The sequence below is a fragment of the Leifsonia sp. NPDC058230 genome (assembly GCF_042882245.1).
GTDB lineage: Bacteria > Actinomycetota > Actinomycetes > Actinomycetales > Microbacteriaceae > Leifsonia.
Window position 1 is genome coordinate 306,822 of the sequence record NZ_JBHVWM010000002.1, and the last position, 18,168, is coordinate 324,989.

Here is an 18,168-nt window from a genome sequence, read left to right on the forward strand (position 1 = left end):
GCTGGTTACGGAATAGGCTCCGCGTATGGGAATCATCTCCTCAGGTTTCCTCGGCCGTCGCCGCACCGAGGATCCCCGCCTGCCACCAGGCCAATACCAGACCGACGGGTTCCCCGTGCTGTCCGCGGGCCCGACGCCTCGAGTTCCGAAAGACCAGTGGGCGTTCACGATCACGACCGAGAAGGGCGTGGTGCACCGCTGGAGCTGGGACGAGTTCATGGCTCTACCGCAAGACGATGTCGCGACCGACATCCACTGCGTCACGAGCTGGTCGAAGCTCGGCACCTCCTGGCGGGGCGTGACGCTCGACACTCTCTTCCAGGGCGTCCAGACCGACTGCGAGTACACGATGGCGCACTCGTTCGGCGGGTACACGACCAACGTGCCCCTGGCCGACCTGCTGGGCGGCAAGGCCTGGGTCGCGCACACCTTCGACGGCTCCGACCTCGCGCCGGAGCACGGTGGACCGGCCCGGCTGCTCGTCCCCCACCTCTACTTCTGGAAGAGCGCGAAATGGGTGAGCGGACTCGAAATGATGCGCCGCGACTCTCCCGGGTTCTGGGAGCAGAACGGGTACCACATGTACGGAGACCCCTGGCTCGAAGAGCGTTACGGGTGAGCAGTGCCTGGCGGGTCGGCGAGCTGGTCGGAGCCGCATTCGAGACGCCCACCGCACGAACGCTCAGGATCCGCATCCCCGGGTTGCACGGGCACGTCGCCGGGCAGCACGTGGACATCCGGCTCACGGCGCCCGACGGCTACCAGGCGGTGCGCTCGTACTCGATCGCCTCGGCCCTCCCCGGGGATGAGCTGGAACTGACCGTCGAGGAGCTCGCTGACGGCGAAGTGTCGCCGTATCTCGTGCGCGGCCTCGCCGTCGGCGACAAGCTCGAGGTGCGTGGACCCGTCGGCGGCTGGTTCGTCTGGCGGCCGGGCGACGACGGCCCCGTGCAGCTGATCGCCGGCGGATCGGGAGTGGTCCCGCTGGCGTCGATGGTGCGCGCGCACGCTGCCGCCGGGAGTGCGGTCGGCTTCCGGCTGCTCTACTCGGTGCGGATGCCCGGCACGATCTACTACCAGCACGAGTTCGACAGGCTCGAGAAGGATGCCGCGGCACCCCTCGAGATCACCTACGTCTACACTCGCGTCGCGCCGGCGGGCTGGCCGGTGCCCGCAGGCCGCTTGACGGCGCAGGCGCTGAAGGAGCACATCCTGCCCCCCGAGGCCTCTGCGATGTTCTTCATCTGCGGGGCGACCGCGTTCGTCGAGTCGGTCTCCGATTGGCTCGTCGCCGCCGGGTACGACCCCGACCGCATCAAGACCGAGCGCTACGGCGGCGTCGGAGGCGTGTCATGAACGATCTGAACTACCTCGACGGCAATGTGGCCGCCGGAGTCCTCTCCGAGATCTTCTCGGTCGACGTGACCAGCGCTCGCGGTATGTGCGCCCACTGCGGAGACATGACCGTGGTGGCCCGGGCACGCGTCTACCCGAACGATCACGGAATGGTCCTGCGCTGCTCCTCGTGCGGCGACGTGCTGGCGATGGTGGTGGAGCAGCCGGGGCGAGTCTCGATCGACCTGCAGGGTATGGTCTGGCTGCAGCTCGCGGTCGAGAACGGACCCGGCAGCGAGCCGGACGACGAGCCGACGGAGGACTCGAGCGCTCGCGAGTAGGAGCGTCCAGCATCCTCGCCTAGAATTCTCCGGTGCTTCCCGATACCCCCTCCATCGATCCCGACGATCTCGCCGCTGCGCTGCGGGTGCTCGAGACCCTTCACGAGCTCGACGAGGAGCACCCTGACTTCATCACCGTGCGCCGGGCGACCGCGCACATGTTCAAGTCGGTCAAGCAGGCGCGGCGCAAGGCCATCCGCGACGCGGTCGCCGAGAACGACCGCGCCGTCGTCGCCGCGACGGCCACCGGCGCCCCCGACCGCATCGACGACGAGACCCGCGGTGTCGATCTCAGCGCCAGCGTCACCGGCGCCACCGCGGGCACACTGCTCAAATCGCGCGCGTGCTACATCTGCAAGCAGCACTACACGCAGGTCGACGCGTTCTACCACCAGCTGTGCCCGGACTGCGCGGCCTTCAGCCACGCGAAGCGCAACGCCCGGACCGACCTCACCGGCAAGCGCGCACTGCTCACCGGCGGCCGCGCCAAGATCGGCATGCACATCGCCCTCCGCCTGCTGCGCGACGGCGCGCACCTGACGATCACGACCCGCTTTCCGCGGGACGCGGTGCGCCGCTTCTCCTCGCTGCCCGACTCCTCGGAGTGGTTGCACCGTCTCCGCGTGGTCGGCATCGACCTCCGCGACCCGGCCCAGGTCGTCGCGCTGGCCGAGTCCGTCGCCGCCCAGGGCCCCCTCGACATCCTCATCAACAACGCCGCGCAGACCGTGCGCCGCTCCCCCGGTGCGTACTCGCTGCTCGCCGAGGCCGAATCGCAACCGCTGCCCGACGGTCCGCTGCCCGAGATGGAGACGTTCGGGCACACCAACGACCCGCATCCGCACGCCCTGGAGGCGTCGGTGGCCGCGCATCCGCTGCTCTCGGTCGCGAGTCTTGCCGGAACCGTCGGCGCCCTCGCGCATCCGGTCGCCGTGACCGCGGACGAGCTGGCCGGGCTCGCAATGGCGCCCGGCTCGTCCTCGCTCGCCAAGCACGCCGACGGAACCGCCATCGACGCCGGCGGCCTGGTGCCCGACGTTAACCGGGTCAACAGCTGGACCCAGGCCGTTCAGGATGTGGACCCGCTGGAGATGCTGGAAGTGCAGCTCTGCAACACCACAGCTCCGTTCCTGCTGATCAGCCGTCTGCGCGCCTCCATGGCCGCGACCGACGGGCGGGCCTACGTCGTGAACGTCTCCGCGATGGAGGGTGTGTTCGGCCGGCAGTACAAGGGCCCGGGGCATCCGCACACCAACATGGCGAAGGCCGCTCTCAACATGCTCACGCGCACGAGCGCCCGTGAGATGTTCGAGACCGACGGCATCCTGATGACCAGTGTCGACACCGGCTGGATCACCGACGAGCGGCCGCACTACACGAAGGTGCGACTCGCCGAAGAGGGCTTCCACGCCCCGCTCGACCTGGTCGACGGTGCGGCGCGTGTGTACGACCCGATCGTGCGTGGCGAGGCCGGCGAAGAGCTGCACGGTGTGTTTCTCAAGGACTACCGCGTCTCCACGTGGTGACGGGTACTGTGATCCTCAGTAGTAGCAGCCGGTAGACGAAGGATCCCGATGTCCAGCACTCCTGCCGAGCAGGCGCCCGAACGCACGGAACCGGGTCAGGCTCACCAGGTTCCCCGACCGGCGAAGGGCGGTCGGCTGCGGCACTGGCTGCTCTCGGGCCTCATCGATGAGCGCGGCGACCATCAGGGTCCGCACGCACGCAACCCGCAGCGCACCCACAGCTGGTGGCAGGTGATGTGCCTCACCGGTGTCGACTACTTCTCCACGCTCGGCTACCAGCCCGCCATCGCGGCCCTCGCCGCCGGGGTCGTGTCGCCGTTCGCCACGCTGGTGCTCGTCGCTCTGACCCTGCTCGGCGCTCTTCCGGTGTACCGCCGGGTGGCCCGCGAGAGCTTCCGGGGGTCGGGGTCCATCGCCATGCTCGAGCGCCTGCTGCCGTGGTGGGCGGGCAAGCTGTTCGTGCTGGTGCTGCTCGGATTCGCGGCGACCGACTTCATGATCACGATCACGCTCTCGGCGGCGGACGCCTCGGCCCATGCGATCGAGAACCCGTACGCACCCAGCTGGTTCCAGGGCAACCAGGTCGGCATCACCCTGGTGCTCCTCGCCCTCCTGGCCGCCGTGTTCCTCAAGGGCTTCCGCGAGGCGATCGGCATCGCCGTCGTGCTCGTGGCCGTCTACCTCGCGCTCAACCTGGTCGTGATCGCGACGACGATCGTGCAGGTGTTCGAGCATCCGACCGCCATCGACGATTGGTGGGTCGCTCTCAACACCCAGCACGGCAGTCCCGCCCTGGTCATCGGGTTGGCCCTGCTCGTCTTCCCCAAGCTCGCGCTCGGCCTCTCCGGCTTCGAGACGGGTGTCGCGGTCATGCCGCAGATCAAGGGCGCGCCGGACGACGACCCCGACTACCCGAAGGGGCGCATCCGTGGTGCGGGACGGCTGCTCACCACGGCCGCACTGATCATGAGCGGCTTCCTGATCACCTCCAGTTTCACGACGACCCTGCTCATCCCGCATCAGGAGTTCGAGCCGGGCGGCGCGGCGAACGGCCGTGCCCTCGCGTATCTCGCACACGAGTACCTCGGCAACATCTTCGGCACGGTCTACGACATCAGCACGATCCTCATCCTGTGGTTCGCCGGGGCGTCGGCCATGGCCGGGCTGCTCAACCTCGTGCCGCGCTACCTTCCGCGCTACGGGATGGCGCCGCAATGGGCCAGAGCCGTGCGGCCCCTCGTGCTGGTGTTCACCACGATCGCTTTCATCATCACGCTGGTGTTCGAGGCGAGTGTGGATGCGCAGGGCGGCGCGTACGCGACCGGCGTGCTGGTGCTGATCACATCCGCCTCCGTGGCCGTCACCCTGTCATCCCGCCGCAAACGGCAGACGAAGCGGATGTGGGCCTTCGCCGTCATCACGGCGATCTTCGTCTACACCACCATCGTCAACATCATCGAACGGCCGGACGGTCTGCGCATCGCCAGCCTGTTCATCATCGGGATCCTGGTCATCTCGATCGTCTCCCGCATCGGCCGCTCCTTCCAGCTGCGGGCGACCTCCGTGACCCTCGACGTCACCGCGCTCGACTTCGTCCTCGAAGACGCCGAGGAGGCCGAGATCCGCATCATCTCGCACGAACCCGACGTCGACACCGACAAGGAGTACGCGCAGAAGAACAAGGACGAGCGCAAGTTCAGCCACATCCCTCAGCGCGCCCGCACGATCTTCCTCGAGGTGTACCCGTCGGACTCGTCCGATTTCGAGGAGGACCTGGTGGTGCGGGGCGTCGTCAAACACGGCTACCGGGTGCTGGAGGTCAGGAGCGGCAACGTGCCCAACACGATCGCAGCCGTGCTGCTGGAGATCCGCGACGTGACCGGGGTCGTACCGTCGATCTACTTCGAGTGGACCGAGGGCAACCCGATCTCGAACATGTTCCGCTTCCTGATCACGGGCGTCGGCGAGGTGGCGCCGGTGACCCGTGAGGTGCTCCGCGAAGCCGAGAAGGACGTCAAGCGCCGCCCCGCCGTGCACGTTTCCTGATCTGACCGCCCTGCTTCTTGCGCTTCGCCGCCGCTTCTCGCGCCGACGCCTGACGCTTGGCCTTCTGACGCTCGGCCTTCTTGCGCTCGGCCTCCTGGCGCTTGGCGGCCTCTCCCGCCGCGACCTCGGGATTGCGTGAGCTGTGGGCCGAGCGTCCGCGCACGATCCCGATGAACTCGTCGACGAGCGGATGCTGCGCTCCACGCGACCAGGCCAGCGCGACCCTGCTGGGCTCCGCGTCCTCGAGCTTCATCGCCGTGACATCCTTGCGCCGGAACGCCTTGGCGATGGACTGCGGGAACACGGCGATCCCCTCACCCGCCGCGACCCGCCGGATCACCGCTTCGGCGTCGGCGCCTTCGAGGAGGGTCTCGTCGGCGAGGTCGGCCAGATGCAGGTCCTTCTCGAGGGTGAGCAGGTGCTCGTGGTGCATGACCACGACGATGTTCTCCTCGTACAGCGGAATGACGTGCAGCCCGTCCGTGTCGAGCGGCTCGCGCACGAACGCCATGTCCGCCGCGCCGTCGAGGGTGGTGCGCTGGTCGGCGAGCTCCATGCGCACGACCCGGAGCTCCACATCCGGGTGCCGCTGTTCGAACACCCGGGTCCATTTTCCGATCGTGACGCCGAGCGGGAACGCGATCGTGAAGGGTGACGCCATGCTCGTAAGGGTACCGGCCCCGCCGGACGATACCCTGGACCCATGAGCCCGGAGAAGAAACCCCAGACGATGAAAGCGGCCACTGCGGCCAAGAAGCTCGGGATCTACCTCCCGGCGGCGCCCGCGGAGTTCCGCGACCGCGAGATCAGCCGTACTGAGCTCGCCGAGCTGACCGCCCAGCCGCCGGAGTGGCTCGCCGCTCTGCGCGCCGACGGCCCGCATCCCCGCGAGGTCGTCGCCCAGAAACTCGGCATCTCGATCAGCGGCCTCGCCCGTTCCGGCATCGACGAGGCCCTGACCACCGCCCAGATCAAAGAGCTGCTCGTGGCGCCGCCCGCCTGGCTCGTCACCGAGCGAGCCACCCAGGCCGAGGTGCACGCCGAGAACGCCCGCGTCAAGGCCCGCAACGCCGAACGCGCCGCCCGCGCCCAGCGCTAGCGGCACGCGCCCACTTGTCGTCGCTGCCTCAGGGGGTTCCGGATGCGCGGGGCGACGCCTCGCCGGCGCCGGCGGCCGCCCGGGCGAGCACCTCGGGCCCGGTGACCAATGCCCGGCGCCACGGCGCGACCCCGTCGATCTCGATCTGCAGCGAGAAGCTGAGCACCGTGCGGATGAGCACGATCAGAGCCAGCACCAGAGCATCCGTCAGCGACGGGGCCGAGGTCACCGTCTTGACGAGGTCGGCCGCGACCAGCACCTCGAGTCCGAGCAGGATCACCCCGCCGAAACTCTCCCGCAATGTGCGGAACGCGGTCGCTCCGCTGCGGGTGCGGATCCAGGAGCGCACGGCGATGCCGATCGCGACGACGAACCCGATGGCCATCGCCGACACCCCGACGACCTCGAACGCGAGCGAGATGGTCTCGAAGAACGTCTGACCGAACATGGCATCATGCTCCCACACCCCGGGAGCCCGGCGGTGCAGAATGAGCAGCATGCCCTCCAGCGCCGGACGCGACACACAGTCGGAGATCTACCGTGCCGGCGTCTCCGGCCGGAAGCCGCGCATCCCGACCGCGTTCCCGGACCTCGAGCGCGCGGCCCGGCGCGCGATGTCCCGCGCTGCCTTCGCCTACGTCGCGGGCTCCGCGGGCCTGGAGCGCACGGACGCGGCGAACGTCGCGGCGTTCCGTCGCCACCGCATCCTGCCGCGCGTCCTCCGCGACGTCTCCGAGCGCGACCTCGGCATCGACCTCTTCGGCAGGCGCAGGGCCACTCCGCTGCTGCTCGCACCGATCGGCGTGCTCGATCTCGCGCATCCGGATGCCGACTCGGCCGCAGCGCGCGCGGCCGCGGCACTCGACATCCCCGCTGTGCTCTCCAACCAGGCGTCGACGCCGATGGAGGAGGTCTCCGCTGCGATGGACACCGTGCGCCCGGGCGCGAGCCGCTGGTTCCAGCTCTACTGGAGCTCGTCCGAGGAGCTCGTGGCCAGCTTCATCGATCGTGCCGAGGCATCCGGATGCGAGGCGATCGTCGTCACGCTCGACACCCATGTACTCGGCTGGCGACCGCGTGACCTCGATCTCGGCTACCTGCCGTTCAGCCGGGGCCGGGGAATCGCCCAGTACACGAGCGATCCGGTCTTCCGCCGCCTGGTGCACGAGCGCCTAGCAGCCGGCTACCGCCGCGGCCGAACGCCGGTGACGCCCGCCACCATCGCATCCCTCGTCAGCATCGTGCGACACCACCCCGGAACGATGCTCGGCAACCTGCGTTCGAGCGAGCCGCTTGCGGCCATCGAGACCTTCCTCGACGTCTTCGCGAACCCCGCCCTCACCTGGGACAACCTGGATTTCCTGCGCGAGCGCACTCGTCTGCCCATCGTGCTGAAGGGCATCCTGCACCCCGACGACGCCGACCGTGCCATCGACGCAGGGGCGGATGCCGTTCAGGTCTCCACCCACGGCGGCCGACAGCTCGACGCGGAGATCGGCAGCCTCGACGCGCTGCCCGCGATCGTCGACCGCGTGGCCGGACGCGTTCCGGTGCTCTTCGACAGCGGTGTCCGCAGTGGAGCGGATGCGGTGATCGCGCTGGCCCTGGGCGCCAGCGCCGTCGCCATCGGCCGGCCATACGTCTACGCGCTCGCGGTCGCCGGCGAAGCGGGCGTGCGCGAACTGCTGCGGAACACGGTGGCCGAGTTGGACATCACGCTCGGTCTGGCCGGCGCGCGAAGCGTCGCCGACCTCGGGATGGACGTCCTCGCTCCGCGGTGACGCCACTGCGCGCTGGGGAGCCGTCCTAGGGGACGGACGCGCCGATCAGCGAGAGGAGCGCCTGCCCGTAGGCCGTCGCGGCGTCTTCGTCCTCGAACATCCGCTCCTCGCCGGTGAGCACGATGCTCACGCGGTAGCCGTCGGCCGTTCGCGCGAGGTGACGGAAGGAGGCGCCGAGGAGCTCGCGCAGCTGATCCTCCCTCGGGATCCAGAGGGCGTCCTCGACCGCGAGCGAATCGAGCGCCCACTCCGTGGTGCCGTTGAAGCCGAGGATCGTTCCCGTGTCGAACTCGTGCGGCTCGATGGTCATGTCGCTCACGGTGAACCGGTCGCCGGCGAGCTCGGCACGGTCGATCGCGAACGTGTCTCCGGCTCCGGGCTGCCAGCGCAACCCCGCCGTGCGGAGCTCCCGGGCCAGGTCGTCGCTGATCATGCGCCGGCCGGCGGCCACACGCCGATGATGATCGCCATCACGACGATCGTCACGAGTTCGTGGGCCAGGTTCAGGATGGTGAGCCCGCTCGGCCGCCGGTCGAAGGCATCGTGCGTGATCATCCGTGCCGCCGTGAAACCCGCCCAGAGGATGACACCCGTCAGGAGCGCGTTCCAGAAGAACGAGCCGCCGTAGAAGTTGAACGCGATGTCCGTGGCGCCCGCGAGCACCCAGGCGGTGATGAAGCTGACGACGACGGTGATGATGATGGGGAAGACCGCCCCCTGCCTCATCGACTCCTCGTCGTGGCCGACGGCCTTCATCCAGTACTTGCCGAACACTCCCCGCGCGTACCAGATCGAGCCGATGACCATGCTGGATGCGGTGGCGATCAGCACCGCCCAGTAGTTGATGGCAGGAACCACGATGTCCTCCTCTGTCGTGCTCGGAGTCTAGCGGCCCGCTGGTCGGAGGCCGTCGCGCGACGCGAGCGCGCGCAGCGTCACTCCGTGACCATCACGATCTTGCCCCGTACGTGCCCGACCTCGAGGCGCTCGTACGCCTCCGCGACCCGCTCGATGGGGTAGATCGAGTCGAGCGGCAGCACCAGTTCGTTCTCGACCAGCAGCTGCGCGAGCGCCACGAGATCCTCGTTCGTCCCGCTCGATCCGCCGACTGTGGCGGCCCCGCGGGCCTCCGGCCCGTACGCCGCGATCGTGTTGATGCGCTCCGGTGGAACACCGAGCTCGAGTGCCGCATCGATCGTCTCCGGGCCGTGATTGTCGAGCACCGCGGTGATCCGGTCGCCGTCGTCCAGCACCTCCAGCACGTTGTCGACCAGCCTGTCGCCGTACTCGACCCCGATCACGCCGAGGCCGCCCAGATACTCGTGGTTCGCTTCGCTCGCCGTGCCGATCACCTCGGCGCCCGCCCGCACGGCCAACTGTGCGGCGAGCACCCCGACCCCTCCGGCCGCGGCACTGACGAGCACCGTGTCGTGCTCACGCAGGTGAAGGGATGCGACGGTCGCCATCGCCGTGCGCCCGACCGTCGCCAGAGCGCCGGCGACCTCGAACGTCAGCGGAGCCGGCTTCACGACGACCTGTCCGTCCTCCGCGACGATCGTGAAGTCGGCGAGAGACGAGAAGGGTGCCGTGCCGAACACCGCATCACCGACCTGGAACTTCGTCACACCCTCGCCGATCCCCTCGACGAAACCCGAGAAGTCGTGGCCGATGCCGCTCGGAAGCGTCACCCCGAGCATCCCGGCGACGCGCTCATCCCGGTACACCTTGCAGTCGAACAGGTTGAGACCGGCCGCCATCACGCGCACCAGCAACTGGCCGGGTCCCGGCCACGGCCGTTCCTTGTGCACGAGCTTCAGATATTCGCGCGAACCGAACTCGTCGAACTGAACGAACCTGGGCACATCAGCTCCTTCCGCCTGTGCGGAGAGCTTAGTCCTCGGGACTCAGCCGAACAGCAGAGCGGCTTCGTCGTAGCGGGCCTGCGGCACCGTCTTGAGGCCGCCGGTCGCGTCGGCGATCGAGACGTTGACGACATCGGTGCCGCGCAGCGACACCATCGAGCCCCAGCGCCCCTCGTAGACGGCGTCGATCGCGGCCATGCCGAGGCGTGTCGCGAGCACCCGGTCGAAGGCGCTCGGAACGCCGCCGCGCTGCATGTGACCCAGAACGGTCGCGCGCGACTCGATGCCGGTGCGCTCCTCGATCATCGGGGCGAGCATCTCGCCGATTCCGCCGAGGCGGGGGCGGTTGAAGGCGTCGAGTCCCTTGTGGGAGTGCGCCTCCTCCATCGTGTCCAGGTGGAAGCCTTCGGAGACGACGAGAACCGGGGCCCGGCCGCGGGTCCGCACCGACTCGACCCACTCGACGACCTGCTCGATCGACTGCGGCTGCTCGGGGATGAGGATGGCGTGTGCGCCCCCCGCCATCCCGGAGTGCAGCGCGATCCAGCCGACGTTCCGGCCCATGACCTCGACGACCATGCAGCGCTGGTGCGACTCGGCGGTCGTGCGCAGCCGGTCGATGGCCTCGGTCGCGATCTCGACGGCGGTGTCGAAGCCGAATGAATAGTCGGTGGCCGCGAGGTCGTTGTCGATGGTCTTGGGAACGCCGACGATCTTGATGCCGGCGTCGGTGAGGCGCCGTGCCGCGGTGAGTGTCCCCTCGCCGCCGATCGCGATGATCGCGTCGATCCCGTTCTCGTCCATCATTCGCTGGATGTTCTCGGGCCCGCCCTTGTCGCCCTCGAACGGGTTCGTACGGCTGGAGCCGAGAATGGTGCCTCCCTGGCGGGAGAGACCGCGCACGCTGTGCCGGTCGAGCGGCATGATGTCGCCGTCGACGACGCCGCGCCAGCCGTAGCGGAAACCGGCGAACTCAGAGTCGAACACACGATCGCCCTTGAGGACAGCGCCACGGATCACCGCGTTCAGTCCCGGGCAGTCGCCGCCGCTGGTGAGAATGCCGATTTTCATACTGCTCCCTGGGATGTTTTTCCTACGTGTGAATCATGCCTGACGCTCGCCCGCAGCACAAAAGCGGCCGCTCGCCCGGTCGCCGCGCGTGAAGCCCGCGTCTCAGAGACCGAGTGTGCGAGCCAGTTTGGACGAACTCGCGGAGACCTCGGCTCCGACGTCGAGGAGCCGACGCTCGATCTCGTCGAGCAGCGCGGTGCGCGCCTGGCGGGTGTCGGGCGCGCCGCCGAGCAGCTCGACCTCCCACTCGCGCCACGAGCTGGTGCCGCCCGAGCGCAGGTTCTCGGCCTCGACATGATCGTCGCACAGCTCGGCAACGGCGAAACCTGCCGCGTCTTGCAGGATGGTCGTGATGCGGCGATTGGTGACCCGGGCGATCGGCTGCAGGTGCGCATCCCCCACCCGTTCGCGGAGCGTCTCGAGCAGCTCGGCCGGGGGCTCGTCGCCCTCGCCGAGCGGCCAGTGGAGTTCGATGCGACCCTCGTCGCCGGGCAACTTGACGTGCCAGCCCTCGTCCGAGCCGCCGCGCCTGATGCGAACGGCGACCTTCTGCTGCGCCAGGGCCAGATCAGCCGTGTCGACGTAGAGTGCGACGAGCTCGTCCGTCGACGGCTCGCTCTCGAGTGCGACGGCCCCCGCTCCGATCAGTCGCGGCGGGACGGCGGTGTCATCGACGTCGTACTTTCGTTCGATTTCGATCTGGGAGTGCATCCCCCTTGTTTAGTGCAGAAGCGGCTCTGTCGCGAAATTGCAAGACCGGATCGTTATGCGGTCGTATCGTCGGAGAATGACCGAGACCGAGACCATCACCGCCCGCTTCGACGTGACCGGCTGGGATCCGGCAGACCTCGCCGGCCTCGACGGCGACTGGGTCGGCGCCGTCGTCATGCGCAAGATGTACACCGAGGGCCTGACCGGAGAGTCCGTCGCCCACTTCATCTCCTCCGGCACCGAGGAGAGCCGCGGGTACCTGGCCGCCGAACGGATCACCGGAACCCTCGGCGACGGGCGAAGCGGGTCGTTCACGGTGCATCACGGCGCCCTGCAGCATCCGAGCGACGACTCGGCGTTCGGCTACATCATCCCCGGTACCGGCACCGGAGACTTCGCGGAATTCGCCGGGCCGGCGCGCATCCTGCACGACGACCGCGGAGCGTATTTCGTCTTCACCCTGGCCTGACCGGCGAGCCCGGCGTACCCTCGCAGCATGAGCGAGAGCGACCCCCGTCGCGATGGCGACGAAGACCTGGACGCCTTCGTCGAGGCGAAGGCCGCCGACTACGAGCCGGCGGCGCAGATCCACGACGAGGACGACTTCCCGGTGAACCTGGACGAGCTCTACGAAGACGATCCCGTGCCCGACGAGGACCGGCCCGTTCCCCTCGATCCCGACGACGCCGAGATCTCCTGACGGCGACGGTCGACCGACCGTCTCGCCCGGCTGATCTGAGCCCGCCGACCGGCCGGGATCAGTCGAGCGCTTCGGTGAGCAGGTGGATGAGCGCGTCCAGCTGCACCGAGTCGGCCGAGCCGGGCTCGACGTCCGACCCGTCGAGCGCACGCGCGGCGAGACCCTGCTTGGCGTCGATGAGCTCCGCGATCTTGGAGTCGATCGTCTGCGCGGCGATGATCCGCCACGCGGTGACCGGCTCCTCCTGGCCGATGCGGTGCACGCGGTCGATCGCCTGCGTCTGCTCGGCGGCGGTCCACGAGAGCTCGGCGAGCACGACGTTCGACGCGGCCTGCAGGTTGAGGCCGACGCCTGCCGCGGTGAGCGAGCACACCGCCACCGACACCTCCGGGTCGTTATTGAACGCGTCGATCTCCTTCTGACGCGCCAGCGCGCTCTGATCTCCGCGGATCGACACCGTCTTCAGGTCGCGAGCGGCGAAGTGGTCTTCGGCAGCATCCATCACGTCGATGTGCTTGGCGAAGAACACGACCTTGCCCACCGAGCGCGCGAGCTGTGCGGCGTAGTCGGAGGCGAGGTTCGCCTTCGCCTGGCCGATCTTGCGCACCATCGTGAAGACGTTGTCGCCCGACTTGGCCGACTTCGACTCCTCGAGCTCGGACTGGGCGACGAGACGGATGAGGTGCCTGCGGTGCGCCTCATCGTCGCCGTCGAAGCTGTCGGGCCGGCCGGCAGCCGACGCGCGTCGGAACTTCGCGACCAGACGCGCGGCGAGCTCCTTCTCGGCCTGCCGCACCGAGCGGCCGAGGTCGTCGTCGAGCTCGACCGGCAGGTCGACCACCCGGCGGCTGGGCAGGTCGGCGGCGACGTCGAGCTTGCGGCGGCGAACGATGCCCATGTCGATGACGGATTCGCGCGCCGCACTGTAGAAGCCGAAGTCGGCCGGGGTCAGCTCGGTCTCCTCGAGGCGCTGCATCAGTTCGGGGGTCGGCTTGTTGCCGTCGATCCAGCCGAGGAACTGCCAGATCGCCTTGAAGTCGTCGATGTCGTTGATCAGCGGGGTTCCGGTGAGCGCGATCAGCAGCGGGTCTCCGGATGCGCGGATCGCGTCGGCGAGACCGAGAACGTACTTGGAACGCTGCGAGTGCAGGTTCTTGATGAAGTGCGCCTCGTCGACGACCATGCCCTTGAAGCCGAGAGTGCTCAGCCAGGCCAGGTGCCGGTCGAGCACCTCGTAGTTGACGATGACGACGTCGGCGAACGCATCCAGCCCCTCACCGTCGCCGTGGATGACCGTCGCGCGGCGGTGCGGAGTCCAGAGCTCGACCTCGCGTGCCCAGTTCATCTTGACCACGTTGGGCACGACGGCAAGCAGCGGGTACGCCCCCGCGACCGACGCGGCGAGCAGCGACTGCGCGGTCTTTCCGAGGCCCGGCTCGTCGGCGAGCAGAAAGCTCCGGTGACCGAGTCGCGCGCTCTCGATGAAGCGTGCCTGGTGGTGCATGAGTTCCATGCCGGGAGGGGAATACCGGTCGATGGCCGGGGCCGGCGGCAGGTCCATGCTGGCCGCCTGTCCGCCCGCGCCGTACTCGAACGACTTGAAGAGAGGGCCGAGCAGCTCCCACGAGTCGAGTCGCCGCCGCGGCGCCGGTGTCGCCGCGGCCGCCTTCGAGAAGTCGGGGGCGAGGAAGGGGTTGGAGAGCTGGCGGGCACGAACCGACTGCGGGATGACCTGCTTCTCGGCGAGTTCGGCAGGGATCATGCTCTCCTGCTTGGCCGGCGGCCGCTCCATCGTGATGATCAGATCGTCCGGGCTCAGTTCGGTGCCGGATTCGAGGAGCCAGTCGCGTCGCATCTTCTGCGCCGTCGCGGTGGGCGGAGCCTCGCTCTCGAGCAAAGAGATCAGCGAGGTGTCGCGCGCGGCCGTCTTGGCGAGGATGGTCGCGATCCCGTCGAGGCGCTTGAGCTGCTCAGCGCGGGCGGCGTCGCTCAACTCGGTGTCGGCCTTGGCCCGTGCCCGTTCCTCGCGCATGAGGAACGCGATGACCTGGAACTTGGTGCGGTTGGTGGGGCCGAGCTTCTTGCCGTCCGCGGCCTTCGCCTCCACTTCGCGCACCTTGCGGGCGAGCACGGGGATCAGCCCGTCGTTGTTCGCGTGGCGCGCGCGCCGCTGCTGCTGCGGGCGCGTCGAAGACGTGCGCTGACCGGAACGAGACATGGTCCTCCAGTGGGAGAGGGCGGTCGCCGAGACCGCGTGCGCCGCTGCCGGAAGGGGCGGGACGCCGGTAGACGTGAGAAGTTCGACGCGGCGGCCGGATGCAGAATCCGGATGCGAACGCCGACGTACGCACCACAGAACGTGGCACACCGACAGTTTACGCGACGATCCGGCCCGGAGGCCACACTTCGGTGTTACCGGCGTTGCTCGGTCGGAACCTTCACGTTGACGGCGACCGCGATGAACAGCACAGCGCCGGCGATGTGCAACCCGCGGAAGAGCAGATCGTCCATCGAGATCGGCCAGACGGGGTTCCAGATGACCGCGATCGGGATGAGCCCGGCGAGCCACCACCACTGCTTCGCCTGCCCCGCGAAGACGCACAGGATCAGGGCGAGAACGCTCACGGCGTATCGCACGTACAGGTACCACTCGCCCCCGACGAGAGCCAGGCCCGCGATGAGCACGATCGCTCCGAGGATGCCGGGCGCAAGGGCCGTGCGGTTGAACGCGGGCTGCTGGGAGGCTGGGCGGGACACGAGAGTCGAGTCTACGTCAGCACCCGCTGAACGCCCTGCCACTGCACCACCGCGCCCGTGTGGGACCATTCACGGGCGCGGTGACACGGCTGTGTGGCGGACGGCTAACAGGATCCTTTCCGCAGGAGGAACGCGCACGGCGGGGCGTCCGACCCCACGCGCACCGTGACCACGGATCGGCGGGCGAGCGCGACGAAATCGTCGAGCTCCAGACGTGACATTGCGATACGGCGGAGTTCGGCATCGGACGCGATACCGTTCACGGCGAATGCCACATCGGGGACATCGTAGGGCGACTCGGCGAGATCGAGGAACTTGATCGGCGCCGGGTCATCGTTGGCGAGGGGCAGCACACTGAGGATCGCGTCCGCCGCGGCCTCTGTGGTCACCTCTCCTAGATGGATGACGGGTGAAACTATCTCTTCAACTGGGTAGCCGCTGCCGACAAGGGTAAGCATGTCGCCATCGTGCATGGAATCGAGCGCACTCAAGAGCGCGCCCGACAGCAGCGGGCTGAGGTTCTTCAGCAAAGTCGGGCCTTTCCTGTAAAACGAATATTTCTCAACCCCTAGGTGGAGGATAGACCCACCAGTATGTCCTCCCCCACCCCCCATTCTGGGGTGATCGCCTGGACGCGCCGGGAAACCGCCCTCATGCGGGGGGTTTTGTCTGGTAATGACGCCGATTTGAGTCGGTAATGTGACGGATCGTGACCTCCGTACCCCATAGGGGTATGTGGCATTCAGGGTTTATCCTGAGGAGGTGATCGCAGACATCAAGAAACGCGCAATGCACCGCACGCGCATCCTCGAAGGCCAATTGCGGGGCCTGGAGAAGATGATCGAGAACGAGGACTACTGCATCGACATCATCACGCAGTCCCTCGCCATTCAGAAGTCGCTCGGCTCCCTCAACAAGCTGCTGGTGGAGAACCACCTCAAGACGCACGTCTCCGAGATGTTCGAGGAGGGCGGCAGCGAGCGCGACGACGCGATCGTCGAGCTTCTCAAGGTCTACGAACTCTCCAACAACCGGGGCTGAACGTGGACGACGTCATCGAGATCGTCCGCGGCGACATCACCGACGAGCACGTGGATGCGATCGTCAACGCGGCCAACAACTCACTGCTCGGGGGCGGCGGGGTCGACGGGGCCATCCACCGGGCGGGCGGCCCGGCCATCCTCGAGGCCACACGCGAACTCCGGGCCACGACACTGCCCGACGGATTGCCGACGGGCCAGGCCGTGGCGACCACTGCAGGCGACCTGCCCGCGACCTGGGTCATCCACACGGTCGGTCCGGTCTGGTCGGCCACCGAAGACCGCACCGAACTCCTCCAGAACGCCTACCGGTCGTCGCTGAGGGTGGCGCGTGAGCTCGGCGCTGCACGCGTGGCGTTCCCGGCCATCTCCGCCGGTGTCTACGGCTGGCCGATGGAAGACGCGGCGCGTATCGCGGTGAGCACCGTACGCGCGGTCCTCGCCGCATCCGTCGGCCCGGTCGAGACGGTGCGGTTCGTGCTGTTCTCCGACGAGGCCCTCGCGGCGTTCCGCTCCGCGGCCGGTCAGTAGCGGAGAATAGGGGGCGATGACCGCTCTCGACGAGGACTCCTGCCTCGACCGCTTCCGTGCGCTGCTGCGCGTTCCCACCATGTCGCGCAATGCCGTCGAAGACACAGACTGGGCCGCGTTCGACCGATTCACCGCGCTCCTCCCCGAGCTCTATCCGGCGCTGCACCGAGTGCTCGAACGCGAGTTCCACGGGCACTCGCTGCTCTACCGCTGGCCAAGCGCATCCGGACGCCGCGACGACTCCCCCACTGTGCTCATGGCGCACTACGACGTCGTGCCGGCAACGGATGAGGGCTGGCAGCATCCCCCGTTCGGTGCCGAACTGACGGGCGACGGCGAATCGCGTGTGCTCTGGGGCCGGGGAACGCTCGACGACAAAGGCGCGCTGGTCGCGATCCTCGAGGCCGTCGAAACGCTGGTGCTCGACGGCTTCACCCCGCAGCGCGACGTCTATCTGAGCTTCGGCCACGACGAGGAGACCGTCGGCTCGGGTGCCCGGGCGATCGTCGCTGCGCTGACCGAGCGCGCAATCCGACCGGCGCTCGTCGTGGACGAGGGCGGTGCGGTCGTCGAAGGCATCTTCCCGGGGGTGACGAAGCCGATCGCGGTCGTCGGAGTCAGCGAGAAGGGGATCACGAGCGTTCGGCTCACGGTCGAGCAGAACGGCGGCCACGCCTCGACGCCGCCCAAGCTCACGGCCACCGTGCGGCTCGCCAGAGCCATCACCCGGCTCAACGCCAAGCCGTTCCCGGCTCGGCTCAGCGAGACGAACCTGCAGATGGTCGAGACCCTCGGCGCGCACGCGACGGGACCGCTCCGCGCAGTGTTCACGCGAGCGCGAGCACTGAAACCCGCGCTGGTGGCGGTGCTCGGGCGTGTCAGCGACGAGACCAGGGCCATCGTGCGCACCACCACCGCGGTCACCCAGCTCCGCGGCAGCCTCGCGGCGAACGCCCTCCCCGAGACGGCCGAGGCAATCCTGAACGTGCGCATCGCCGTCGGGTCGAGCGTTGCCGAGACGCTCGCGCACATCCGGAAAGCCGTGCGGGACCCGCTCGTGGCGGTGGAGGCGGTCGACGCGAGCGAGCCCTCACCCGTCTCCCCCACCAGCGGACCCGAATGGCACGCGGTGGCGGACAGCATCTCGGCCGTGCATCCGGGGGCCGTCGTCACGCCGTACGTCATGCTCGGCGCGAGTGACAGCCGCCACTTCACCACGATCAGCGACGCCGTCTACCGGTTCACCCCGTTCGAGATGAGCGGCGAGGAGCGTGGCACGCTGCACGCGCGCAACGAACGCATCCACGTTCGCACCTGGCTGAGTGGAATCGCGTTCTACGAGAGCCTGCTGCGCACCCGCTAGCTGTG

At 68.5% G+C, this 18,168-nt stretch carries 22 protein-coding genes; 12 read left to right on the forward strand and 10 right to left on the reverse strand.

What is annotated here, in order from left to right; translation table 11 throughout:
* The first annotated feature begins 25 nt into the window (after nucleotides 1–25).
* The 5 genes from ACFVV0_RS07090 to ACFVV0_RS07110 are packed head-to-tail and all read left to right on the forward strand — an operon-like array spanning nucleotide 26 to nucleotide 5,248.
* The gene (locus tag ACFVV0_RS07090) at nucleotides 26–619 is read left to right on the forward strand and encodes a sulfite oxidase-like oxidoreductase (protein ID WP_387060294.1); all 594 of its coding nucleotides are present in this window, start codon (nucleotides 26–28) and stop codon (nucleotides 617–619) included.
* Nucleotides 616–1,356 (forward strand): ferredoxin reductase, encoded by a 741-nt coding sequence (locus ACFVV0_RS07095; RefSeq protein WP_387060297.1) that lies wholly within the window; start codon nucleotides 616–618, stop codon nucleotides 1,354–1,356. The genes ACFVV0_RS07090 and ACFVV0_RS07095 overlap by 4 nt, the downstream gene beginning before the upstream one ends.
* Nucleotides 1,353–1,676: a DUF6510 family protein gene (locus ACFVV0_RS07100; RefSeq protein WP_387060301.1), complete on the forward strand. Its 324-nt coding sequence runs from the start codon at nucleotides 1,353–1,355 to the stop codon at nucleotides 1,674–1,676. Before ACFVV0_RS07095 ends, ACFVV0_RS07100 begins: the two co-directional genes overlap by 4 nt.
* A 32-nt stretch (nucleotides 1,677–1,708) precedes the next feature.
* The gene (locus ACFVV0_RS07105; RefSeq protein WP_387060304.1) at nucleotides 1,709–3,202 is read left to right on the forward strand and encodes an SDR family NAD(P)-dependent oxidoreductase; all 1,494 of its coding nucleotides are present in this window, start codon (nucleotides 1,709–1,711) and stop codon (nucleotides 3,200–3,202) included.
* A 48-nt stretch (nucleotides 3,203–3,250) separates the two neighbouring features.
* The gene (locus ACFVV0_RS07110) at nucleotides 3,251–5,248 is read left to right on the forward strand and encodes an amino acid transporter (RefSeq protein ID WP_387060307.1); all 1,998 of its coding nucleotides are present in this window, start codon (nucleotides 3,251–3,253) and stop codon (nucleotides 5,246–5,248) included.
* On the opposite strand, the gene ACFVV0_RS07115 is transcribed toward ACFVV0_RS07110, so the two are convergent.
* Complete coding sequence (locus tag ACFVV0_RS07115) at nucleotides 5,217–5,909, reverse strand: LysR family transcriptional regulator substrate-binding protein (protein ID WP_387060310.1); 693 nt, start codon at nucleotides 5,907–5,909, stop codon at nucleotides 5,217–5,219. The genes ACFVV0_RS07110 and ACFVV0_RS07115 overlap by 32 nt on opposite strands.
* A gap of 42 nt (nucleotides 5,910–5,951) precedes the next feature.
* Here ACFVV0_RS07115 and ACFVV0_RS07120 point away from each other — a divergent pair, with 42 nt between their 5' ends.
* The gene (locus ACFVV0_RS07120) at nucleotides 5,952–6,347 is read left to right on the forward strand and encodes a DUF5997 family protein (protein ID WP_387060313.1); all 396 of its coding nucleotides are present in this window, start codon (nucleotides 5,952–5,954) and stop codon (nucleotides 6,345–6,347) included.
* A 28-nt stretch (nucleotides 6,348–6,375) separates the two neighbouring features.
* On the opposite strand, the gene ACFVV0_RS07125 is transcribed toward ACFVV0_RS07120, so the two are convergent.
* Nucleotides 6,376–6,795: a DUF1622 domain-containing protein gene (locus ACFVV0_RS07125; RefSeq protein ID WP_387060315.1), complete on the reverse strand. Its 420-nt coding sequence runs from the start codon at nucleotides 6,793–6,795 to the stop codon at nucleotides 6,376–6,378.
* 49 nt (nucleotides 6,796–6,844) lie between these two features.
* Here ACFVV0_RS07125 and ACFVV0_RS07130 point away from each other — a divergent pair, with 49 nt between their 5' ends.
* On the forward strand, nucleotides 6,845–8,128 hold the full coding sequence (locus ACFVV0_RS07130; RefSeq protein WP_387060318.1) for an alpha-hydroxy-acid oxidizing protein: 1,284 nt from the start codon (nucleotides 6,845–6,847) through the stop codon (nucleotides 8,126–8,128).
* 25 nt (nucleotides 8,129–8,153) lie between these two features.
* Here the strand turns inward: ACFVV0_RS07130 and ACFVV0_RS07135 are convergent, their stop codons facing one another.
* The 5 genes from ACFVV0_RS07135 to ACFVV0_RS07155 form a co-directional block, all read right to left on the reverse strand.
* On the reverse strand, nucleotides 8,154–8,561 hold the full coding sequence (locus ACFVV0_RS07135) for a hypothetical protein (protein WP_387061755.1): 408 nt from the start codon (nucleotides 8,559–8,561) through the stop codon (nucleotides 8,154–8,156).
* Nucleotides 8,558–8,986, reverse strand: coding sequence for a DUF1761 domain-containing protein (locus ACFVV0_RS07140; protein ID WP_387060321.1), 429 nt, complete (start codon nucleotides 8,984–8,986; stop codon nucleotides 8,558–8,560). Before ACFVV0_RS07140 ends, ACFVV0_RS07135 begins: the two co-directional genes overlap by 4 nt.
* Nucleotides 8,987–9,063: 77 nt before the next feature.
* Nucleotides 9,064–9,990, reverse strand: coding sequence for an NADP-dependent oxidoreductase (locus ACFVV0_RS07145; protein WP_387060323.1), 927 nt, complete (start codon nucleotides 9,988–9,990; stop codon nucleotides 9,064–9,066).
* Nucleotides 9,991–10,032: 42 nt separating this feature from the next.
* On the reverse strand, nucleotides 10,033–11,061 hold the full coding sequence (locus ACFVV0_RS07150; RefSeq protein WP_387060326.1) for a 6-phosphofructokinase: 1,029 nt from the start codon (nucleotides 11,059–11,061) through the stop codon (nucleotides 10,033–10,035).
* Between the two features lie 102 nt (nucleotides 11,062–11,163).
* Nucleotides 11,164–11,772 carry a CYTH domain-containing protein gene (locus tag ACFVV0_RS07155; protein ID WP_387060329.1) on the reverse strand — a complete coding sequence of 203 codons (609 nt, stop codon included), beginning with the start codon at nucleotides 11,770–11,772 and terminating at the stop codon, nucleotides 11,164–11,166.
* 76 nt (nucleotides 11,773–11,848) lie between these two features.
* Between ACFVV0_RS07155 and ACFVV0_RS07160 the strand changes: the two genes are divergently transcribed.
* Both ACFVV0_RS07160 and ACFVV0_RS07165 read left to right on the forward strand, forming a co-directional pair.
* Nucleotides 11,849–12,241, forward strand: a complete 393-nt coding sequence (locus ACFVV0_RS07160) for a DUF3224 domain-containing protein (protein WP_387060332.1) — start codon at nucleotides 11,849–11,851, stop codon at nucleotides 12,239–12,241.
* 27 nt (nucleotides 12,242–12,268) lie between these two features.
* Entirely contained in the window at nucleotides 12,269–12,472 is a 204-nt protein-coding gene (locus tag ACFVV0_RS07165; RefSeq protein ID WP_387060335.1) for a hypothetical protein, read from the forward strand.
* A 58-nt stretch (nucleotides 12,473–12,530) separates the two neighbouring features.
* Here ACFVV0_RS07165 and ACFVV0_RS07170 read toward each other — a convergent pair whose 3' ends face one another.
* The 3 genes from ACFVV0_RS07170 to ACFVV0_RS07180 all read right to left on the reverse strand — a co-directional run bounded on the left by ACFVV0_RS07170 (nucleotide 12,531) and on the right by ACFVV0_RS07180 (nucleotide 15,759).
* Nucleotides 12,531–14,690 carry a DEAD/DEAH box helicase gene (locus ACFVV0_RS07170; RefSeq protein WP_387060338.1) on the reverse strand — a complete coding sequence of 720 codons (2,160 nt, stop codon included), beginning with the start codon at nucleotides 14,688–14,690 and terminating at the stop codon, nucleotides 12,531–12,533.
* Nucleotides 14,691–14,884: 194 nt separating this feature from the next.
* On the reverse strand, nucleotides 14,885–15,229 hold the full coding sequence (locus ACFVV0_RS07175) for a DUF6804 family protein (RefSeq protein WP_387060341.1): 345 nt from the start codon (nucleotides 15,227–15,229) through the stop codon (nucleotides 14,885–14,887).
* A gap of 104 nt (nucleotides 15,230–15,333) precedes the next feature.
* A complete protein-coding gene (locus ACFVV0_RS07180; protein WP_387060345.1) occupies nucleotides 15,334–15,759 on the reverse strand; it encodes an RbsD/FucU domain-containing protein in 426 nt (141 codons plus the stop codon).
* Nucleotides 15,760–15,991: 232 nt separating this feature from the next.
* Between ACFVV0_RS07180 and ACFVV0_RS07185 the strand changes: the two genes are divergently transcribed.
* Genes ACFVV0_RS07185 through ACFVV0_RS07195 form a run of 3 tightly spaced genes read left to right on the forward strand, consistent with a single transcriptional unit; the run spans nucleotide 15,992 to nucleotide 18,163 of the window.
* A complete protein-coding gene (locus ACFVV0_RS07185) occupies nucleotides 15,992–16,270 on the forward strand; it encodes a metal-sensitive transcriptional regulator (RefSeq protein ID WP_387060348.1) in 279 nt (92 codons plus the stop codon).
* Between the two features lie 2 nt (nucleotides 16,271–16,272).
* On the forward strand, nucleotides 16,273–16,800 hold the full coding sequence (locus tag ACFVV0_RS07190) for an O-acetyl-ADP-ribose deacetylase (protein WP_387060351.1): 528 nt from the start codon (nucleotides 16,273–16,275) through the stop codon (nucleotides 16,798–16,800).
* A 16-nt stretch (nucleotides 16,801–16,816) separates the two neighbouring features.
* On the forward strand, nucleotides 16,817–18,163 hold the full coding sequence (locus ACFVV0_RS07195) for a M20/M25/M40 family metallo-hydrolase (RefSeq protein ID WP_387060354.1): 1,347 nt from the start codon (nucleotides 16,817–16,819) through the stop codon (nucleotides 18,161–18,163).
* Nucleotides 18,164–18,168: the final 5 nt, after the last annotated feature.